19 protein-coding genes and 1 riboswitch are annotated in these 19,047 nt (G+C 42.2%); of the genes, 2 read left to right on the forward strand and 17 right to left on the reverse strand.

The features are described from left to right. Positions 1-86: 86 nt before the first annotated feature. From prsW to MHB62_RS11335, 10 genes are all read right to left on the reverse strand, one after another. Positions 87-743: a glutamic-type intramembrane protease PrsW gene (prsW, locus tag MHB62_RS11290; protein WP_032722047.1), complete on the reverse strand. Its 657-nt coding sequence runs from the start codon at positions 741-743 to the stop codon at positions 87-89. Positions 744-862: 119 nt separating this feature from the next. Then, a complete protein-coding gene (locus MHB62_RS11295) occupies positions 863-1,837 on the reverse strand; it encodes a YpdA family putative bacillithiol disulfide reductase (protein WP_015714182.1) in 975 nt (324 codons plus the stop codon). Between the two features lie 108 nt (positions 1,838-1,945). After that, entirely contained in the window at positions 1,946-3,220 is a 1,275-nt protein-coding gene (gene gudB / locus MHB62_RS11300) for an NAD-specific glutamate dehydrogenase (protein ID WP_003230536.1), read from the reverse strand. A 155-nt stretch (positions 3,221-3,375) separates the two neighbouring features. After that, on the reverse strand, positions 3,376-3,960 hold the full coding sequence (locus MHB62_RS11305) for a genetic competence negative regulator (protein WP_003230533.1): 585 nt from the start codon (positions 3,958-3,960) through the stop codon (positions 3,376-3,378). Positions 3,961-4,118: 158 nt separating this feature from the next. Further along, entirely contained in the window at positions 4,119-4,898 is a 780-nt protein-coding gene (locus MHB62_RS11310; RefSeq protein ID WP_003230532.1) for a metallophosphoesterase, read from the reverse strand. An 86-nt stretch (positions 4,899-4,984) separates the two neighbouring features. Further along, a complete protein-coding gene (locus MHB62_RS11315; RefSeq protein ID WP_003230531.1) occupies positions 4,985-5,428 on the reverse strand; it encodes a YpbF family protein in 444 nt (147 codons plus the stop codon). A 62-nt stretch (positions 5,429-5,490) separates the two neighbouring features. Next, positions 5,491-6,213 carry a LysM peptidoglycan-binding domain-containing protein gene (locus tag MHB62_RS11320; protein WP_004398603.1) on the reverse strand — a complete coding sequence of 241 codons (723 nt, stop codon included), beginning with the start codon at positions 6,211-6,213 and terminating at the stop codon, positions 5,491-5,493. Next, complete coding sequence (locus MHB62_RS11325; RefSeq protein ID WP_003230529.1) at positions 6,164-6,766, reverse strand: CPBP family intramembrane glutamic endopeptidase; 603 nt, start codon at positions 6,764-6,766, stop codon at positions 6,164-6,166. Before MHB62_RS11325 ends, MHB62_RS11320 begins: the two co-directional genes overlap by 50 nt. Positions 6,767-6,792: 26 nt before the next feature. Continuing rightward, on the reverse strand, positions 6,793-8,283 hold the full coding sequence (locus tag MHB62_RS11330) for an ATP-dependent DNA helicase RecQ (RefSeq protein WP_003230528.1): 1,491 nt from the start codon (positions 8,281-8,283) through the stop codon (positions 6,793-6,795). After that, entirely contained in the window at positions 8,276-9,334 is a 1,059-nt protein-coding gene (locus MHB62_RS11335; RefSeq protein WP_004398594.1) for a helix-turn-helix domain-containing protein, read from the reverse strand. The genes MHB62_RS11330 and MHB62_RS11335 overlap by 8 nt, the downstream gene beginning before the upstream one ends. 265 nt (positions 9,335-9,599) lie before the next feature. Here MHB62_RS11335 and MHB62_RS11340 point away from each other — a divergent pair, with 265 nt between their 5' ends. Continuing rightward, complete coding sequence (locus MHB62_RS11340) at positions 9,600-9,848, forward strand: ferredoxin (RefSeq protein WP_003225461.1); 249 nt, start codon at positions 9,600-9,602, stop codon at positions 9,846-9,848. Between the two features lie 39 nt (positions 9,849-9,887). Here MHB62_RS11340 and fmnP read toward each other — a convergent pair whose 3' ends face one another. Continuing rightward, positions 9,888-10,460, reverse strand: a complete 573-nt coding sequence (gene fmnP, locus MHB62_RS11345) for a riboflavin transporter FmnP (protein ID WP_004399159.1) — start codon at positions 10,458-10,460, stop codon at positions 9,888-9,890. A 153-nt stretch (positions 10,461-10,613) separates the two neighbouring features. Then, positions 10,614-10,748, reverse strand: a riboswitch (FMN riboswitch). Between the two features lie 208 nt (positions 10,749-10,956). Here fmnP and serA point away from each other — a divergent pair. After that, positions 10,957-12,534: a phosphoglycerate dehydrogenase gene (gene serA / locus MHB62_RS11350; protein ID WP_004398713.1), complete on the forward strand. Its 1,578-nt coding sequence runs from the start codon at positions 10,957-10,959 to the stop codon at positions 12,532-12,534. Between the two features lie 42 nt (positions 12,535-12,576). On the opposite strand, the gene aroD is transcribed toward serA, so the two are convergent. The 6 genes from aroD to resC form a co-directional block, all read right to left on the reverse strand. After that, positions 12,577-13,344 (reverse strand): type I 3-dehydroquinate dehydratase, encoded by a 768-nt coding sequence (gene aroD, locus MHB62_RS11355; protein ID WP_003230523.1) that lies wholly within the window; start codon positions 13,342-13,344, stop codon positions 12,577-12,579. 111 nt (positions 13,345-13,455) lie between these two features. Further along, positions 13,456-14,562, reverse strand: coding sequence for an anti-sigma-X factor RsiX (gene rsiX / locus MHB62_RS11360; RefSeq protein ID WP_009967642.1), 1,107 nt, complete (start codon positions 14,560-14,562; stop codon positions 13,456-13,458). Then, positions 14,498-15,082 carry an RNA polymerase sigma factor SigX gene (gene sigX / locus MHB62_RS11365; RefSeq protein WP_003230521.1) on the reverse strand — a complete coding sequence of 195 codons (585 nt, stop codon included), beginning with the start codon at positions 15,080-15,082 and terminating at the stop codon, positions 14,498-14,500. The genes rsiX and sigX overlap by 65 nt, the downstream gene beginning before the upstream one ends. A 203-nt stretch (positions 15,083-15,285) precedes the next feature. After that, entirely contained in the window at positions 15,286-17,055 is a 1,770-nt protein-coding gene (resE, locus tag MHB62_RS11370; protein ID WP_003230520.1) for a sensor histidine kinase ResE, read from the reverse strand. After that, positions 17,052-17,774, reverse strand: coding sequence for a DNA-binding response regulator ResD (gene resD, locus MHB62_RS11375; protein WP_003246107.1), 723 nt, complete (start codon positions 17,772-17,774; stop codon positions 17,052-17,054). Before resD ends, resE begins: the two co-directional genes overlap by 4 nt. A gap of 80 nt (positions 17,775-17,854) precedes the next feature. Then, the gene (gene resC, locus MHB62_RS11380) at positions 17,855-19,030 is read right to left on the reverse strand and encodes a cytochrome c biogenesis protein ResC (RefSeq protein ID WP_004398799.1); all 1,176 of its coding nucleotides are present in this window, start codon (positions 19,028-19,030) and stop codon (positions 17,855-17,857) included. Positions 19,031-19,047: the final 17 nt, after the last annotated feature.

A 19,047-nucleotide genomic window follows, 5' to 3' on the forward strand; every position in this document is an offset into this window, starting at 1 on the left:
GAGGTTATTTTTATACACTCTTTCCTTGTTATCCCTCAGAACATAAAAACTGCACACAAAAAAGCCGCACGGTTGCTGTGCGGCTTCTATACTTGCATCATATTAACGGAACGGGCTTTTTTCGCTTTACGCAAACCAAACCACCATAAAAATACCATAAATGGAAGCATATAATAAATCCAATTGCTAAGCGCTGTTAGGATAAAATCATATGATCCATGCAAAAGGGATGGGACAACTAAAGAAAGAGTAAGCCACTTTACACGCGCCTTATCAGCGGAAAAACGGGCTTTTCCAAGGTAAAATCCCATTATAACGCCAATCAAGGCATGGCATGAAACAGGCAGCAGCGCCCTGACAAACGCATGCTCCACGCCGTGGCCAATTAAATAAAGAATATTTTCGAGGGTTGCAAAACCGAGTGATACACTTGTACCGTACACAATCCCGTCATAATGCTCATCAAAGTGGGCGTGCGGGTAGACACTGATCATCAGTATAAACCATTTTAATGATTCCTCCAAAAACCCCGAAGATAAAAAAGAAACGAAAAAGCTTCCGTCTCCTACATTCTCTTTTTCAAGTACATACTGGATAAACATGATGGGAAATACAAGAACAACCCCGAGAAAAAACGACCGTAGCACCATATGTACAGGTTCATTATCATACTGATCTTTTAAATAAAAATAACTTAATAACGCGATGCCGGGGGCAATTCCTGCAGAGATGATTGCAAACATCAGGCAACCTCTTTCCTTTATATTCCTACGTCTATCCTACCATGTTGTTTAAAATTTTACATCTGTCTGCACTTAAAAAAACAAAAAGAGCATACGAATGCATCATATGCTCCTCATCTTTAATGGTTTTCTCTTTTGGCGATTTCCGCTGCGATATGCCCCCCGTGAAACCTGCCGTTTTCAATAAATATTTCATTTGCATTATTTCCCGCAGCAATAACCCCGGCAATAAAGACACCTTCAACGTTCGTTTCCATCGTTTCTTCGTTGAAATATGGACGCCCTGTTTCTTTATCAATTTCAACACCAATTTTTTCAAGAAATTGATGATCGGGATGATAGCCTGTCATGGCAAATACAAAATCATTTTTAATGGTAATGAGTTCTTTCTCTCCGGAGCGAAACACAACTTCATCCTCGGTGATTTTTTCGACACAAGCGCCAAATTCCATACGGATTGTACCGTTTCTGACGAGGGCTTCAAATTCTGGCAGAATCCACGGCTTAATGCTTGGAGAATACTCATTGCCCCTATATAAAACTGTGACACGCGCCCCAGATTTCACGAGTTCAAGGGCGGCGTCCACGCTTGAATTTTTCCCGCCGATGACAACAACATCTTTATCAAAATACGGGTGGCCTTCTTTAAAATAATGAAATACTTTCGGCAAATCCTCACCGGGTACGCCCATATAGTTTGGATGATCATAATAGCCTGTGGCGATGATACAATATGGCGTCGTGTAGGTCTCTTTTGACGTCTCAATAACGAATGTGTTATTTTGCGTTTTCGTCACTTTACGCACCATTTCAAACGCATTAACACGGATGTTTTTCCGTTTGACGACTTCACGGTAATACGATAAAGCCTGAATTCTGACAGGCTTCCTGTTCTCTGTAATAAATGCCACATCTCCGATTTCGAGCTTTTCACTTGAGCTGAAAAAGGTTTGATGCGTCGGATAATTGTAAATACTGTTAACGACATTGCCTTTTTCGATGACGAGGGCATCAATGCCAATTTGTTTTAGGTGAATGGCAGCAGATAGTCCACAAGGTCCTCCGCCTATAATAATTGCTTTTTCTTGAATCATTTCTGTCAACTCCTGCGATTGGCATTTCACTTCATATTTTCTATTTCCGAATAAAAAAATCTCCTATTTTATCATAGGAGATTTTTTATTTTTATGCAAATCATCAACTTATATCCAGCCTCTAAAACGCGAAGCTTCAGCCATTTTGCGAACGCCGACCATATATGCAGCGAGCCTCATGTCAATTCTTCGGTTGTTAGCCATTTCGTAAATATTGTTAAATGATTTGACCATCATTTTTTCTAATTTTTCTTCTACCTCTTCTTCACTCCAGTAGAAGCCTTGGTTATTCTGAACCCATTCAAAATAAGAAACTGTTACGCCACCGGCACTTGCCAGCACGTCTGGTACAAGCAGAATGTCCCGGTCTGAAAGAATTTTTGTTCCTTCAAGCGTTGTTGGTCCGTTCGCTGCTTCAACGACAATTTTAGCCCGGATATTATGGGCATTTTCTTCTGTAATTTGATTTTCAATCGCAGCAGGAACGAGAATATCACAATCCAGCTCCAGCAGCTCTTGGTTGGTAATGGTATCGTTGAAAAGCTTTGTTACGGTACCGAAGCTGTCGCGTCGGTCGAGTAAATAATCGATATCAAGGCCTTCCGGATCATAAAGTCCGCCATACGCATCTGAGATGCCGACAACTTTTGCCCCCGCATCATGCATAAATTTTGCCAAATAGCTTCCCGCGTTTCCGAAGCCTTGGACAACGACACGCGCACCTTTAATATCGATGCCTCTCTTCTTAGCCGCTTCTTTAATACAGATGGTAACACCTTTTGCTGTCGCAGATTCTCTCCCGTGAGATCCGCCAAGCACAAGCGGTTTGCCTGTAATAAATCCAGGCGAATTAAATTCATCAATTCTTGAATACTCATCCATCATCCAAGCCATGATTTGTGAGTTTGTAAATACATCCGGTGCCGGCACGTCTTTTGTCGGGCCGACAATTTGGCTGATCGCTCTGACATACCCTCTGCTCAGACGCTCCAGCTCTCTAAACGACATATCCCTTGGATCACAAACAATTCCGCCTTTACCACCGCCATATGGAAGATCAATTATGCCGCATTTTAAACTCATCCAAATTGAAAGCGCCTTCACCTCTTTTTCTGTTACGTTCGGGTGAAAACGTATCCCGCCTTTCGTTGGACCGACAGAGTCATTGTGCTGCGCACGATATCCTGTGAAAATCTTTACTGAACCGTCGTCCATACGAACAGGTATTTTTACCGTTAATAATCTCATCGGCTCTTTTAACAATTCGTATACCTCTTCGGGATATCCCAATTTTTCCAGAGCCTTATGTATTACGGTTTGGGTTGATTTTAATACATCAAGTTTGTCCTCTTCTGTATGACCGGTGTTTCGATCGGCTGCCATTTGAGTTAACCTCCTAGAATCTTCTGTTTCTCACATGCTCCCTTTCAGAGAATAGTATACACCTTCATATGATCTGTGCATAGAATAAACGTTATGTTTTTCCATGTTTTTTAACGAAAAAAAACTGCTGAAATCAGCAGTTTTCCGTTGCATTCTTATGAAAAATGAGTTTGTATCGTTTCTACGGCATTACCGTCCATAATGAGCTTACCATACTCTTGCAGGCGATAAATCGTTAAAGTTGTCGGATTGCCGTATTCAGCCAGAACCGCCACAACCCCTTCAGCCGTATGTGACCCTAGATCTTCAAGGCTTAAAAAGTACTGCCCGTCATAGTGGTAGACAGTTCCCCCTGTGATACCGATTCGCTGTAAGCTTTCTGAAAGCTGAATGATATCTTCAAAGGAATGGAATTGATATATGATGTCCGCGCTTTCATCAAGCTTGACTTGCATTTCGATGTAATCATCATCATACTCATCGTCTTCTGAATCGGCGTCTTGGTTCTTTGTTACAATCACGACCATCCCTTGTGCTTGGAGAGAATACACTTCCACTGCAATCGGTCCATTCGCTTCAAAGCCGAGCTCTGTATTTGCTTCATTCATCATATCTTTAAATAACTGGTGGACTTTAAATGAGTCCTTCCAGAGGTCTTCTTTTGTCAATCCCCGGTCTGTCAAATCATCGAGGGTTAAAAAGATTTTGATCTTATTATAATTCAGACGCTCAAGCCGCATAACGTTCCCTCCTGCCTCTACTTGCACACAAATCATATAACACATTATATGAGATGATGAGTCATAGGTTCTTAATTGTTATCAGTTTACACTGAGTTCACTAGTAAGACAAGCACAATGCAGTTTTTATTGCCATACGGATTTTTGCTTTTTAGAAGTTATTCTGGCCCGCAAAGAGTCACAATGTGAGTTTCAGGCTCAGCACCTAAACGAAGAGGCACTTTTGTCGTGCCGTAGCCGTTGCTGATCAGATATGCCGCGTTTTTAACAATACCTGTTTTCCCCAGTTCATAAGGGCCGAATTTTCCAAACCTGATCTGGCCTCCATGGGTATGCCCGCTGAGTATCACATCAATACCGTCATCTTCATTGATTTGTTCATGAATCTCCGGATTATGGCAAACCAGAATATTCAGCTGGCTTTCATCAAGTTCTTTGATGGCTTCCTCATAATGATCCATCTCCATCCTGATATCATCAACCCCCGCAATCGCAATCGTATGCCCATTGTATGAAAACGGGACTGACTCATTTCTCAGAGTGATGACGCCGTGCGCTTTAAATATGGAATACAGCTTATGCTGCCTGACTTCATAATCATTATTCCCCCACACAAACACGATAGGGACCCCGAAATGTACGAGCCTTTTGATGTTTTCCTCGATTCTCGCACTGGGCACCCCGCCCTCAGCTAAATCACCGCCGATTATAACCAAGTGGGGGGCATGGCTTCGCGCTTTTTCTAAAAGGTCTTGATCGATGAGACGTTTGTGAATGTCTGAAATAAAAAAGATTGTCAGAGGCGGCTTGCCCTTCATCTTTGATAAAGGAAACGTATGTGTCTTCAAATGATTGCCTTTTGCTGTTGCATACATTTTTGCCGTCATTGCCGCTGCCGCAACAGTTAGTACACCGGCAATTTTCACTGATAGCTTCATAAAAAACTCTCCATTCTTTTTAGAACTTATCAATAAGACGGACAATAAAAAAAAGACGTTTCTATCGTTTGAGAAAACGCCCCATTTTATTTACTTTCAAAATATAGATTAATGTCATATTTGTGCTTCATCATATGAAAAACAGACTCTCTCGCCTTCCATTTATCGGGCTGCGGCCAGAGATCAGTGCTTTTCTGAATAATTTCACATCTCAGTTTATGGAAATCAGTCTCGGATTTTTCTTCCTTTTTCTTGAAATAATATGAAGTGCAGTAGGCAAAAGCGGTTGCCAGCATCCAAAATAAATAAAAGGTATGGCTAAGTATTTCTTGAAGTATAAGCTGAGGCTCCGGGCTTTTGATCATGATCATAACACATAATAAGCCTAGGCAGATAAGTGAAGCCCATCGCCATCTGCGGCATTGTGCTGCATAATTTTCGAATTTTTGTTTTCGTTTTACCAGCGCTTGGAGCATCTGTTTGGTCGGCGCGTCTGTAAACTGATCCAGCTGATTCCATAAGGATTCCATACGCTTCACACCTTGTCCATTTTCATTGCTACAATATATGAACGTAAAATAAAAATAATACCCTATTCATCCATTAAAGGGATGTCCAAAACTTGTCCGGTGTAAACATCATTTCCATTCAGATGATTATATGCTCGAATTTTTTCTTCTCCTGTCCGGCTTTTATAATACTTCATGGAAATGCGGTATAGCGTTTCTTTCTTTTGGACGGTGTGCTTGACAACGCGATTCGGCACATTTTGAACTGGCTCAGCTGGCTGTTCTTGCTGTTGTACTGTTGATTGGGAAGAGGAAGCAGCCGCGGCGGTTGCTTCCTCCTTATTTGGCGAGTCTTCTTTTTCCGCTACAGCAGTCTGTTTCTTATCAGCAGCTGTTTGCTCTTTTGGCTTGGAATCTTCTGGCTCTTTTTTTGACTCCTTCTGCAGTGCGGTTTCTTTAGTGTCTGCGGTATCGTTTTTGTCCTCTGATTTCGGGACAACCTCATATTTGCTTTGGCTGCTGTCAATAAAAACATCTTCATAATCGTCATGATTATCCGGGTGGCTCTTTAGATAAAATAAGGTGACTAAAACGATAACCGGCACAAATACAAATATTACTGCGAGTACTGTGAATAATGGCGTTTTTGTTTTGCCTTGCTTTTTTTTCTGTTCTCTTTGATTTTTTACAGATTGTCTTGTCGGAAGGCTTTCTCCATCATCGACATAATCGTCCGCCAATGCGGCGTTTTGATCTTCATAAAGATTCTGGGCTTTTCTTCTCTCTACTCTCGACATGTTCGTCATGTTTATCCCTCCTCACATGTTCAAAACGAATCTGACAGGCAAACACGGCATCAATGATAAAATGCGCCGTCATCGGAACAAATAAGTTGCCGGTCCATTCATACATCAGACCGAGCAAAAAGCTGATTGCTGTCACCATAATAAATAACAGCCATTTTGACAAATACCGAAAGTGCAGAGCGGCAAATATAAGGCTGGCCGTCCATAAACCGATATGAGTCTGCAGCACTCCTCTGAATAACATTTCTTCCGCGAAAGCAATCAGAAGCGTTAAAAATATAATATGAGGGATTGACCTCTTACTGAATATTTTTTTATTGATTCCGCCGTCATCATATAAATGAGACGGAAACCATTTCATTACTGCCATATCGGCTAAAATAACAATAACAGCTATAGAAACACCATACCAGATGATTCGCATATCGCGAATGTCCCAGAGCTTTAATACGTCCCGTACATCCTCAAAAAAGAACAGTCCTGCTGCAGCAGCGGCAAAGATGATGAGTAGCTGCGTCAAATATAACTGCTTCAGCATATCATGGTCAGTCATATGCTGAATATAATCTTTTTGCTGTTTCAGTTCAGCTCACCTACAGTCTGCAAGCTGAATATCCGGTGCAATTCCGAACTCCAGCTGTCTAATGGCGCCATTTTACTCCGTTCCCCTTTTTGTTCATACAAGGATAAATCAAAACCGCAATGTGAACAGCACGGGAGGTTTCCGTCATCAGGCTCGTATGATTCATCAAAGTAGGTTAACAGTGCCTGCCTTAAACAGCCGTCACGCTGAAGCAAAAATGATACACGGTGCATTTTTTCCAGCTTCAGCTCCATGCGATATGAAATTTCTTTCTTCATCAGTTCAACTGATGTTTTTCCCTGCATAAAGAGATGAATCATCATACGGGCCTGTGTCTCTCCGACGCCATACTGAAGTAATACGTCACGCAGCCTTCTCTCATCCCGCTCCTCCGTCTTCTCTAGCACACGGATTACGTCGGCGATTTCTTCAGCTGTGACACTCTCCATCTGGATAATTTGTTCCTGCAATTCAAAATCCCCTGGCGCCCGCAGCAAAATGCTGACACTCGGCTTTCCGTCGCGTCCCGCTCTGCCGATTTCCTGCATAAAAGCTTCTGCCGTCTGCGGGAGATGAAAATGAATCACATATCTGATATCAGGTTTATCGACACCCATTCCAAACGCATTCGTACAACATATCACATCAAGCTGGTTATGAATAAACTGCTGCTGAATTAAAATCCTGTCCCCTGACTCCAAACCGCCATGGTAAAAGTCGGCTCTGCTGCTCGTTTTGCTTTTAATTTCACCCGCTAATTCCTTAGCCCATTTCCGTGTTGGACAATAAACAATTCCCGGACCTTGCAGGTTTTCAACCAGCTGAATGACCCTATCTATTTTTTCGGCAGTATCCGCCGCATTTTCAACCCTCAGTGCGATGTTTGGGCGGTTGACTGAGTTGAGATGGCGTACAGCATGCTGCAGCTCCAGCAGGTTCATGACATCTTGCAGCGTTTCCTTTGTAGCCGTGGCGGTCAATGCCAGAACGGGTGGGTGTCCAAGTTTTTTTCTCAGCTGTCCGAGCTTTGAATAATCAGGCCTGAAGTCGTGTCCCCATTCAGAAATACAATGCGCTTCGTCAATAACAAATAGGCTAATCGGAACGCTTTTCAATTTTTCCAATACATATGGAGACTGTAAAGCTTCAGGAGACAAGTACAAAAATTTATATCGATGAATATGTTCTAAAACAAATTGTCTTTCCTGCCTGTTAAGCATGCTGTTCAAAGCTGCAGCACGCTTTTCCCCCCGGGCTTTGAGCTGCTGCACCTGATCCTCCATTAAAGAAAGCAGTGGAGAAACGATTAATACCATGCCATCAAGCATATAACCAGGCAGCTGGTAGCAAAGCGATTTCCCTCCCCCAGTCGGGAGCATTGCAATGGTATCCTTCCCGCTGAGTATGCTTTCAATAATGTCCTGCTGCCCTTTTTTAAAGGAAGTAAAACCAAAAAACTGATATAACGTTTGCTGTAATTTAGTCATATTGCTGCACCTGCTTTGTCAATGCCAGTCTGATTTGAAAGTAGCTGAACCGCTGTTCCAGCCCGTCGCGAATTTGTTTGATTTTATTCGTCCGCATCCGTTTGGCAAACTCTGCGATTTGAAGCTGGTCTTCTGCTGATACATAGTCATTAATCATAAACGCAGGCTCATGGAGAGAAATCTCGACAATGTGGTCTTCAATCGTCGCTGTTTTCAGCTTTCTGATTTCAGCAATTCGCTGTATCGGAAACCCTTGTTTGACCATCTGCCATGTTTTCCTCGTCGACTCTGTCAGGGCATTATCTAAGTGCACATCAGAAAGGAGATCCTTTAACAAAGCATCTTCACACTCCGGAAGAGAATGAATAAAATAATGTACCGAAGCCCAAAACATGATATAGACATACCATTCGTCTTCTTTCAGCGTATCAGCAAGCTGCCTGCTCGTATAACCGATCCGATGGTGCGAGGTTAAGGAGTAGACAAAAATTTGCGCTGCTTTGTTTTCAATCTTTTTCAAATGCGCCTCAAGCATGGCAAAAAGGCTTTTTGCCATCTCTATATGATCCGTATGCCGGGACAGGTATTTCTTTACCCAGTGAAGTGTCTTATGATCCTTTGTGACAGGGATATACTGCCTGCTCCCTTGCTGTTTATGGGATAGGACCTGCACAAGCAGCGAAAGCCTTTTCCAAAGCACGCCGGCAGCCTGCTGATAATGAGCGCCGTGACAATGAACGGGCCAAGGCCGCTCGCTAAGGGCATGTCTCAAAACTGCTGCGCCGCTGGCTGTCACTTTGTATGTATCTGATTCAGACATTGGCGCGAGATATGAATGCTTTTCAAGCTTGTCAAGCGACGCAGAAATATCGCTTCTCGAACATTTTGCCGCCATTCCAAAGTATTTTGCAGTCTGAAATAAGCCGGCATCTTGAATGGTCTGTGACGATCTCTTGCCTTTGAATAGGTGAAAAACAGCGCTTCCCGACCGTTCCCCGTTTATTTTGCAAAGACAATCGAGAACCATAATATCGAAGTAATTTAATGACAACCTATCCACCTACATTCTTCCTGACAAAAATCGTTGATTTGCTCTTTTTATTTTAACAGATTTCAAACAGAAATCGACGTTTAAAGTCATCATTAAGGGGGATGTTATGTAGATAACCCCTTATGTGATAAGCATTCTCAATCATTTTTCTGTTGAAATGTGGCAGCAACATCATTACAATAAGTAAGAGGAATAGGTGTTAAATTGATTAAATATAAAGATTGATCCATTTGTTCCACCAAGAACAATCTGGGAGGTTTTATTCATGGCAAAGTACACAATCGTAGACAAAGATACATGTATTGCATGCGGCGCTTGCGGAGCTGCTGCACCAGACATTTACGATTACGATGATGAAGGCATCGCGTTCGTAACGCTTGATGAAAACAAAGGTGTTGTCGAAGTTCCTGAGGTACTGGAAGAAGATATGATTGACGCATTTGAAGGATGCCCTACTGATTCCATCAAAGTGGCGGATGAGCCATTTGAAGGCGACCCGCTTAAATTTGAATAGAAGTAACTAAAAAAAGCTCCCGAACGGGAGCTTTTTTATTTAATGGATATGTGCACTTCGCTGCTGCTCAATCCATGGCTTAAGCTTGATAAAAATTAGTGAGAATACAACCGTAATTACAATACCTTTTATCATGTTAAACGGCAGGATACCTGCGACGACTGCTGTTTTTAGCGCGCTGTCGGATAATGCCGGTGAATGTAAAAACCACGTGTATGCCGGAAGAATCAGAACATAATTTAAAATACTCATTAAAATGGTCATCGCTGCAGTTCCCAAAAGCAGGCTGACAGCCAAGCCCTTTGCTGAGTTGAGTTTTTTAAATAAGAAAGCAGTCGGTAATATAAAGAGTGTTCCTGCAATAAAATTCGCAACTTGCCCTACAGGAACTCCGGCCATGCTTCCCTGAATGATATACTGAAGAACATTTTTTATCGCTTCTACGGCAATACCCGCCAAAGGTCCGTAAATCAGAATGGCAATAATTGCGGGAACGTCGCTAAAATCGATTTTTAAATAATCCGGAAGACCCGGAAACGGGAAATTTAACAGCATCAAAACAAATGCAATGCTGCTCAGCATGCTGACCACAACTAATTTTTTTACTTTCACTTCATTCTCTCCTTTTCGATCACATCTTACTCGAAAACGGAAAGGTTCTTTTCCAGCCAATAAAAAAACCGCTTCATATATAAAAGCGGGGTTTCGAAAATTAGGCTAGGCAAAGAAACGTTTGAAAAATTCAATTTCAAAACGCTTATGAACCTCCATCTTCTCCCATCCAGACTGTACTGTCGGCTCCGGAATCTCACCGAATCCTGCTGTAAAGACAGCTCGCGGGCTTAGAGCCATTGGCTCATCACCGCCGGTAGGGAATTTCACCCTGCCCCGAAGATTGATCATATGAAATTTAATTACATTATAAACGATAACTGGTTGGCTGTATAGAGAATTGCTTCAAATTAAATATATTACCTGCAAGCTGTCAGATCATTGATTTATTAGGCTTTACTTTTATCCTTTACTGCGTCAATACACGTTGACACTCTTTTGAGAATATGTTAAATTATCAGATATTTAGTTTGTCAATTTAGGAGGAAATCTAACGATGTTTCGAGTATTGGTCTCAGACAAAATGAGCAACGACGGTTTACAGCCACTTATTGAATCAGACTTTATTGAAATCGTTCAAAAAAACGTAGCAGATGCAGAAGATGAATTACATACTTTTGATGCTCTTTTGGTGCGAAGCGCGACAAAAGTAACAGAAGACCTTTTCAACAAAATGACTTCTTTAAAAATTGTCGGAAGAGCCGGTGTCGGTGTCGATAATATCGATATTGATGAGGCTACGAAACACGGGGTAATCGTGATCAATGCTCCGAACGGCAACACCATTTCGACAGCTGAGCATACATTTGCAATGATCTCTTCTTTAATGAGACACATTCCGCAGGCTAATATCTCAGTGAAATCCAGAGAGTGGAACCGCACAGCTTATGTCGGTTCAGAGCTTTATGGAAAAACGCTTGGTATTGTAGGATTAGGCCGAATCGGAAGTGAAATTGCACAGCGTGCGAGAGCGTTCGGTATGACTGTGCACGTTTTTGATCCTTTCTTAACGGAAGAAAGAGCGAAAAAAATCGGCGTAAACAGCCGTACATTTGAAGAAGTGCTTGAAAGTGCGGATATCATTACCGTTCACACGCCTTTAACAAAAGAAACAAAAGGCTTATTGAATAAAGAAACGATTGCAAAAACGAAAAAAGGCGTTCGCTTAATTAACTGTGCGCGAGGCGGAATTATCGATGAAGCAGCACTTCTCGAAGCTTTGGAAAACGGGCATGTTGCGGGAGCAGCGCTTGACGTTTTCGAAGTCGAACCGCCAGTTGACAACAAACTTGTTGATCATCCATTAGTCATTGCCACTCCTCACTTGGGAGCATCAACGAAAGAAGCACAGCTCAATGTCGCCGCCCAAGTGTCAGAAGAAGTTCTGCAGTTCGCAAAAGGCCTGCCTGTCATGTCAGCTATCAACCTGCCTGCCATGACAAAAGATGAATTTGCTAAAATTAAGCCTTACCATCAAATTGCAGGAAAAATTGGCAGCCTTGTATCACAGTGCATGAAAGAACCAGTACAGGATGTTGCCATTCAATATGAAGGCACAATTGCTAAACTTGAAACATCGTTCATTACAAAAGCCCTTCTGTCAGGCTTTTTAAAACCGCGCGTAGACTCTACTGTTAATGAGGTCAATGCCGGGGGTGTCGCAAAAGAACGCGGCATTAGCTTCAGTGAAAAAATTTCCTCTTCTGAATCTGGATACGATAACTGCATCAGCGTAAAAGTGACAGGAGACCGCAGCACCTTTACTGTAACGGCTACGTATATTCCTCATTTCGGAGAACGAATTGTCGAGATCAATGGATTTAATATTGATTTTTATCCGACTGGTCACTTGGTGTATATCCAGCATCAAGATACAACAGGTGTCATCGGCCGAGTAGGACGTATTCTCGGAGATAATGATATTAACATTGCAACTATGCAGGTTGGCCGTAAGGAAAAAGGCGGAGAAGCCATCATGATGCTTTCCTTTGACAGACATCTGGAAGATAAAATTGTGAAAGAACTAACAAATGTCCCTGATATTGTGTCTGTGAAGCTCATTGATCTGCCATAATTAAAAAAACTCAAGCTATATAGCTTGAGTTTTTTTATTGTTCTATCCCCGTGTGTTTTTATGCAAAATATCTAAGACACTCCTTAGCTCAGAAACAGGAATTTGGCCTGGTGCGGACGCCTCTTCTCCAGCTCCAAAAGTACAAGCCGATCCAAAAACCTCACCGCTCAGCCTGCTGATGAGCCCTGTTGCAGCCATTGACATTGTAATAATGGGGCGGTCTGCATATATTGTTTTCATTGTATACGTCGCATCAAGCAGTGTTAGGAGATCTCCAGTATCATTCGGCATGACAGCCATTTTTGGAATATGCGCGCCTAAGTCCTGCATTTTTCGAAGTCTGGAAATAATTTCATCTTTTACAGGTGTTTTTTCAAAGTCGTGATTTGACATCACCACATAGACGTTGTTTTCTTCCGCCAGCGATACTAACGCTTTTACATTTGCATCTCCTGAAAATAATTCGATGTCTATCAGATCGATGTCTTTTGTTTGGATTGCCGATTCCAGCAAAGCAAGATAGGAGCTTTCGTCCATCTCCATGCTCCCGCCCTCTTTGTGGGTTCTGAATGTAAATAGAAATAGCTTGTCTTCTAAAGATTTACGAAGCTTAGAAATGAGCTTTGTGACCGCTTCTCTGTCATTCGCTTTTTCAAATACGTCGACTCTCCATTCAACAATGTCCGGATTCAGTAATTTTACTGCCTCTGCTTCATTCAGAATTTGTTTTTCCGTCTTTCCCATCAGCGGAATGATGATTTTCGGCATTCCTTCCCCGATGGAAACTCCTTTAATCGTTAACACGTTCACTCGTCTCAAATCCTTTCAATCTTTACCTTGTTTTATTATACACGTACAACTTTTTTTTGAAAATTTCTATTATATGAATAGCAACTAAAAAAGAGCCTTAAAGGGCTCTTTTTAGTTTAAGGAAATCGGATTTGGAGCAGCTGGCACCGGAATTGCATCTGATATGTCATATTTGCCGATTTTTTTCGTTCTGGTTTCCGTAAAGGTCACTTCTGTGAAGCCAAACTCTTTTGCAGTCAAAAGTAGTCCCTCAATCATTAAAATACCGGCAATAGAATCATCAACTTCTGACTCCTTTGAAAAGCGGATATATAAGTGTTTCTGTTTCTTCGTTACAGATTGGACAGCACCCGCTTGAATAAGAGGTGTCGTATCTTCTTGGCTGCTCGATTCCATTTCCTTAATCGCTTCTTTTACTGTATCAAAAGAATGATTTGACGGAACGAGAAAGTCTTGTCCTTGTTTATTTTGGTACAAGTAGTAGGATCGTTTTGACTGTTTGGGAATCGAAATTTCCGTAAAAGTGCCATATGAGCCAATCCGAACCCCAGTCTCATTTTGATCCGATAAAAATTTGACTTTTTCATAAGGACTCCATTTTAAGGATTCTTTAAGCAATTTTTTTAACAGTGTATCATCTTTTATAGAAAATGCCGTAGCTGGCTGATGGACTCGTATACTTAATTCCTTCTGCTTTGGTTTTTCCTTTATTTCTACTTCATCTATGAAGGTTGGAATTGTAATGGCATGATCAAGGATGCCCAATTCACTACTTTCAAACAGCATATCCTGGATCGTTTGGTCTGCATTTGTTTTTTGAATGCTGACGGGTATGATTGCAGATGTATCGGCATCAGCAACCGCTACAGTGATGTAATTGTCTTGTTCCTTTTCAGGAACGACAAACGATGTCTGATCCAAGGACGATGCAGCTTTTGGGCTGTCTTCTGTCTCAGTTTTCGTTACTGCGTTCTCTTGGGACGCTTCTTTTTGTTGAGGCTGTGCCTGATCAAAGAAATGAGGAGAAATAATGAAGGCGATATAAACCGCAATTGCAGCGGCACACGCGGGGCCAATCCACCTGACAGCGGGCTTATTTTTACGCTTTGCCATCGTCAGCCGCTTGTAAATATCCTGAGGCGAACGATGGTCTTTAACTGCCGGAAGTTGACTTAACAACTCCTTTATCTGTTCTTCGTTCCATTCTGACTTCATCATCCATTAGCTCCTCCCTCAAAAGCTCCATATGTTTCCGAAGTACTTTGAGCCCTCTGTGTTGGGTCGTTTTTACTTTGCTTTCCGAGAAGCGCAGAGCCTTGGCTGTTTCCTGTATTGAATATCCCTGAATAAACCGCAAGATAATCACAGCTCTTTGATCGATTGTACATTGATCAAGCGCAGCATAAATTTCCCGGACATTTTCATGTTGAACCGCAAGTTCGTCCGGCAGCAATTGCTGATCCCTGACATCCTGTGTATCCCAGTCAAATGTACCGAGTATACGCTGTCTGATTGTTTGCTGTTTACGGAACCAGTCTATCGCAACATGGCGTGCGATAGACAAAAGCCATGTTTTTTCACTGCTTCTTCCTTCAAACGTATGATAAGAATTTAATACCCGGATATAAACCTCTTGAAGAAGGTCTTCTGTCTGGTTTTTATCCTTTACCATATAAAATAAAAATTGGTACAAATCTTGATGATATGTATCATATAATAATTGAAAGGTTTCTTCCATTTGAAACCCCTCCGTTCACTTTTTTGTCGTATGAATAGCTTGAAAAGTTACATTACAACTATATTACGAGTAACTGGAATTTGGAAGGGAATTTATATTAACATATCCTTAAATTTTATTAATGTTGGCTATTAAAAAAACACCCGCTCAGTCAGCGGGTGTTTCTTATGGAACAAGATTCTTCGGCAAATTCAGACTCGATTTTACCGTTTTGTCGGAATATAAAAAGAAAATGTTGTTCCTTTATCTATTCGGCTGTGCACAGTAATTGATCCGTTGTGGGCTTCCACGATATTTTTAACGATAGCCAGCCCTAACCCGGTTCCTGCTCTGCCCCTTGTCCGCGCTTTATCTGCCTTATAAAACCGCTCAAAGATAAATGGCAGATCTTCTTCCGGTATGCCAGACCCGGAGTCTTTGATATCAATTTTCAATCCATCCTTCACAGAATGGACTGAAATGGAGACACTGCCGCCGGCTGAAGTATGCCGCAGCGCGTTATCAATCAAATTGGTAAATACCTGCTCCATCTTGTCTTCATCAAACATAAATTCCTCTTCTGTGAGAGAAATGTCATGATCTAAAGCAATATTTTTTTCTTTCGCAACACCGGAAAACTTCCGAATGATCTTTTCTAAAAACTCATTCACATTGATTTTTTCATAATGTAAGCCTGTATGGCCTGATTCCATTCGGGCTAAATCAAGCAAATCATTAACTAAACGGCCCATTCGGAGCGATTCGTCATAAATGATTTGGGCAATTTCTTTCCGGTCTTCTTCAGAGCTTGCAATGTCATCGACAATTGCTTCACTGTATCCCTGAAGCATGGAGATCGGTGTTCTCAGCTCATGACTGACATTTGCGATAAAGTCCTCCCGCAGCTTATCAAGGCGGCGTTCTTCTGTCATGTCACGCAGTACGGCAACCGCTCCTCTGACGTGCGATTCCGCATAAAGCGGCGACATCAAAAGCACCCATGATCTGCCTTGAAGCGTCATCTCAATCATTTGTTCTTTTTCAGTGCTGACAGCGTTTTGAAACAGCTCTTTTGCTTCAGGCGGAAGATTGTCGCCTTCTTTGATATTCATGTTCTGTTCATAATACCAAGCCTGAAGAAAACGTTCAGCCGGCGGGTTGGTCACAAGAATCGTACCGTCAATATTAATGGTAATAACCCCGTCAGCCATACTGCTCAAAATGTTAGAAAGCTGCTCTTTTTCTTGATTGAGCGCATTGATATGAAAGTTAAGCTGCCGGCCCATTTGATTAAAAGCGGTCGCCAGTTCACCGATTTCATCCTGAGTTAAAATCGGGATTTTTGTATCGAACTTGCCCTTCGCCAAATCCTGCGCGCCTTCTCTCATTTTTCGGAGAGGGTACGTGACCCTGCTTGATAAAAAGAATGCGAAAAATGTGGTCAGCACAATCGCAATTCCAGCGGCAAGAAAAATATAGCGGGTCGTATGTTTTGTTGTATCTTTAACGGCAAGCAAAGACTGGGATAAAAAGACCATGCCTTTCTTTCCGTCTTTTTCATACGGGACACCTACAATCAGGCGTTCATTATCCGTGTCTGTATCGCTCAGTCCCGTCCGTTTGCTTACTTTTTTATGGTCTTTGAGAGCTTTATTTAAGTCTTTGTCATGCTGTATTTGCTCAACCGTAATAGACGACAGGCGATTTTTATCATTCGGAGAATACCAGTGGTTCTTCTCATCCTGGATGATGGCAATGCTTGTTAAGTTATCAGCGAGTTCCCAAGTGATTGACCTTGCCAGTGCCTGGTCCTCGTGATTTTCTAGGATGACAGCAACTTTATTCGCAAGCTGTGTTAAATCATTCTCAGCTTCTTCCACATGGTAGTTTTCAATAAACTCCAGCAAAAGAACCGTTAAAATGAACAATACGATCAAGACGAGTGAAAGGATCGTAAACCACAGCTTGCCTACTACGCTTTTCCAAAATTTCATTCAGCGCCGACCTCAAATTTATAACCTACACCCCATACGGTGACAATTTTTTTCGCAGCTTCCGGAGATACCTTGTTCAGCTTCTCTCTCAAGCGTTTGACGTGAGTGTCCACTGTCCGTAAATCACCAAAAAACTCATATTGCCACACTTCTTTCAGAAGCTTTTCCCGATCATACACCTTGTCAGGCGTTTTCGCTAAGAAATATAGAAGCTCATACTCTTTTGGCGTCAGGCTCACTTCTGTTCCATCAGCTGTTACGCGGTGAGCATCATGGTCTATTGACAGATGTGAAAACACGAGCACATTTTTCGTCGGTGTATTGGCATTGAAATAAGAGGTTTGGGATGCTCTTCTCAAAAGGGCCTTTACACGCAGCACGACTTCTCTCGGGCTGAACGGCTTAACAATATAATCATCTGTTCCCGCTTCAAACCCCTGCACCCGGTTTGCTTCTTCTCCTTTTGCGGTCAGCATAATAATGGGTGTCGCTTTTTTTTCACGAATTTGCCGGCACACTTCAATTCCATCAGTCCCCGGCATCATCAGATCAAGCAAAATTAAGTCATAATTGGCTTCAAGCCCTTTGGCAATGGCTTCATCACCATTTTCAGCTTCATCTATAGCATAATTTTCACGTTCAAGATACATTCTTAAAAGGCGGCGAATTCTGGCTTCGTCATCAACTACTAATATTTTTGTTTCGTTCGTTTGGTCCATGTTTTCCCCCTGCTTTCCTTCTGTTACTTTCATTTTATCAAATCGTGAGAAAGTTTGAGAACTGTGTCGCTTTCAAAGGACTATGCATAAGAATGAAGTCCGGCAAGCACAAGATTTACGAATATTAAATTAAACATAATAATAGCAAAACCGATTACGGCCAGCCATGCTGACTTCTCACCGTGCCAGCCTCTTGACAGTCTTAAATGCAAGTAAGCGGCATAGAACAAAAATGTGATCAGCGCCCATACTTCCTTAGGGTCCCAGCCCCAAAATCTGGTCCACGCGAGCTGAGCCCAAATCATTGCAAAGATCAGCGCGCCGAGTGTAAAGATCGGAAATCCGATTGATACGGCCCTGTACCCAACCTCATCCACCAGATCAAGATTGACGTTTTTCACCAGCGGATGTAATAGAGCGCTGATTCTTTTTCTGATGATCAGACGGAGAGCCCCATACAACACAAGACCTGCTCCAAATGACCAAATGACAGTGTTCACTTTTCTGCCTGAGAAAAGCGCGGGAAGATCAACAAGCGGTTCCATTCTTCCTTCGGTCAAAAGCTCTCCCTGATGCGGACCGACAAGCGCGGGCATTTCGTACACCATCACGCTTTTTTCTTTACTTTTGTCCACCCAGTTAAACTCCGCTTCATAGCCTGCAAGACGAAATGCCGATGTGATTGCAATAAAGGCGACGGTTGTGACCAGGATAAACATAATCGCTTCAAGCCAGAAGGTCTTTTTGCTTGGCTTTGTCTGGTCTACATGCTTCAAAAGAAAGATGACACCAGCGACAAAGCTGATGGCAAGTATAGCTTGCCCAAGCGCGGCCGTTGTTACGTGAATATACAGCCAGTTACTTTGGAGCGAAGGAATTAAAGGCGAGATATCTGTCGGAAACATGCTGGCGTAGGCAATCAGCAATAAAGCAATTGACAGCGTAAACAGGCCTAATGAAGGCAATCTATAGAGAAAATAAAGAATGATAAACGCCAAAACAAGCATCATGCCAAAAGCGGTGGTGAATTCAAACATATTGCTGACAGGCGCATGGCCGCTTGCAGCCCACCTTGTGATGAAATATCCTAGGTGGCAGAAAAAACCGACAATAGAAAGGGTGATTCCAATGTTGGCCCATCGGTTTGGCCTGCCCTTTTTATCTTTATTCCCGCGTATGGCCCCGCCGAAGATTGGGACAGCGATTAAATACACAAGAAAGGCCGCATAAAGAAAATTTCCGCTCAGCTCTGCCATGACATCACTCCCTTTTC

Source organism: Bacillus sp. FSL K6-0255 (assembly GCF_045040725.1).
Classification (GTDB): domain Bacteria; phylum Bacillota; class Bacilli; order Bacillales; family Bacillaceae; genus Bacillus; species Bacillus subtilis.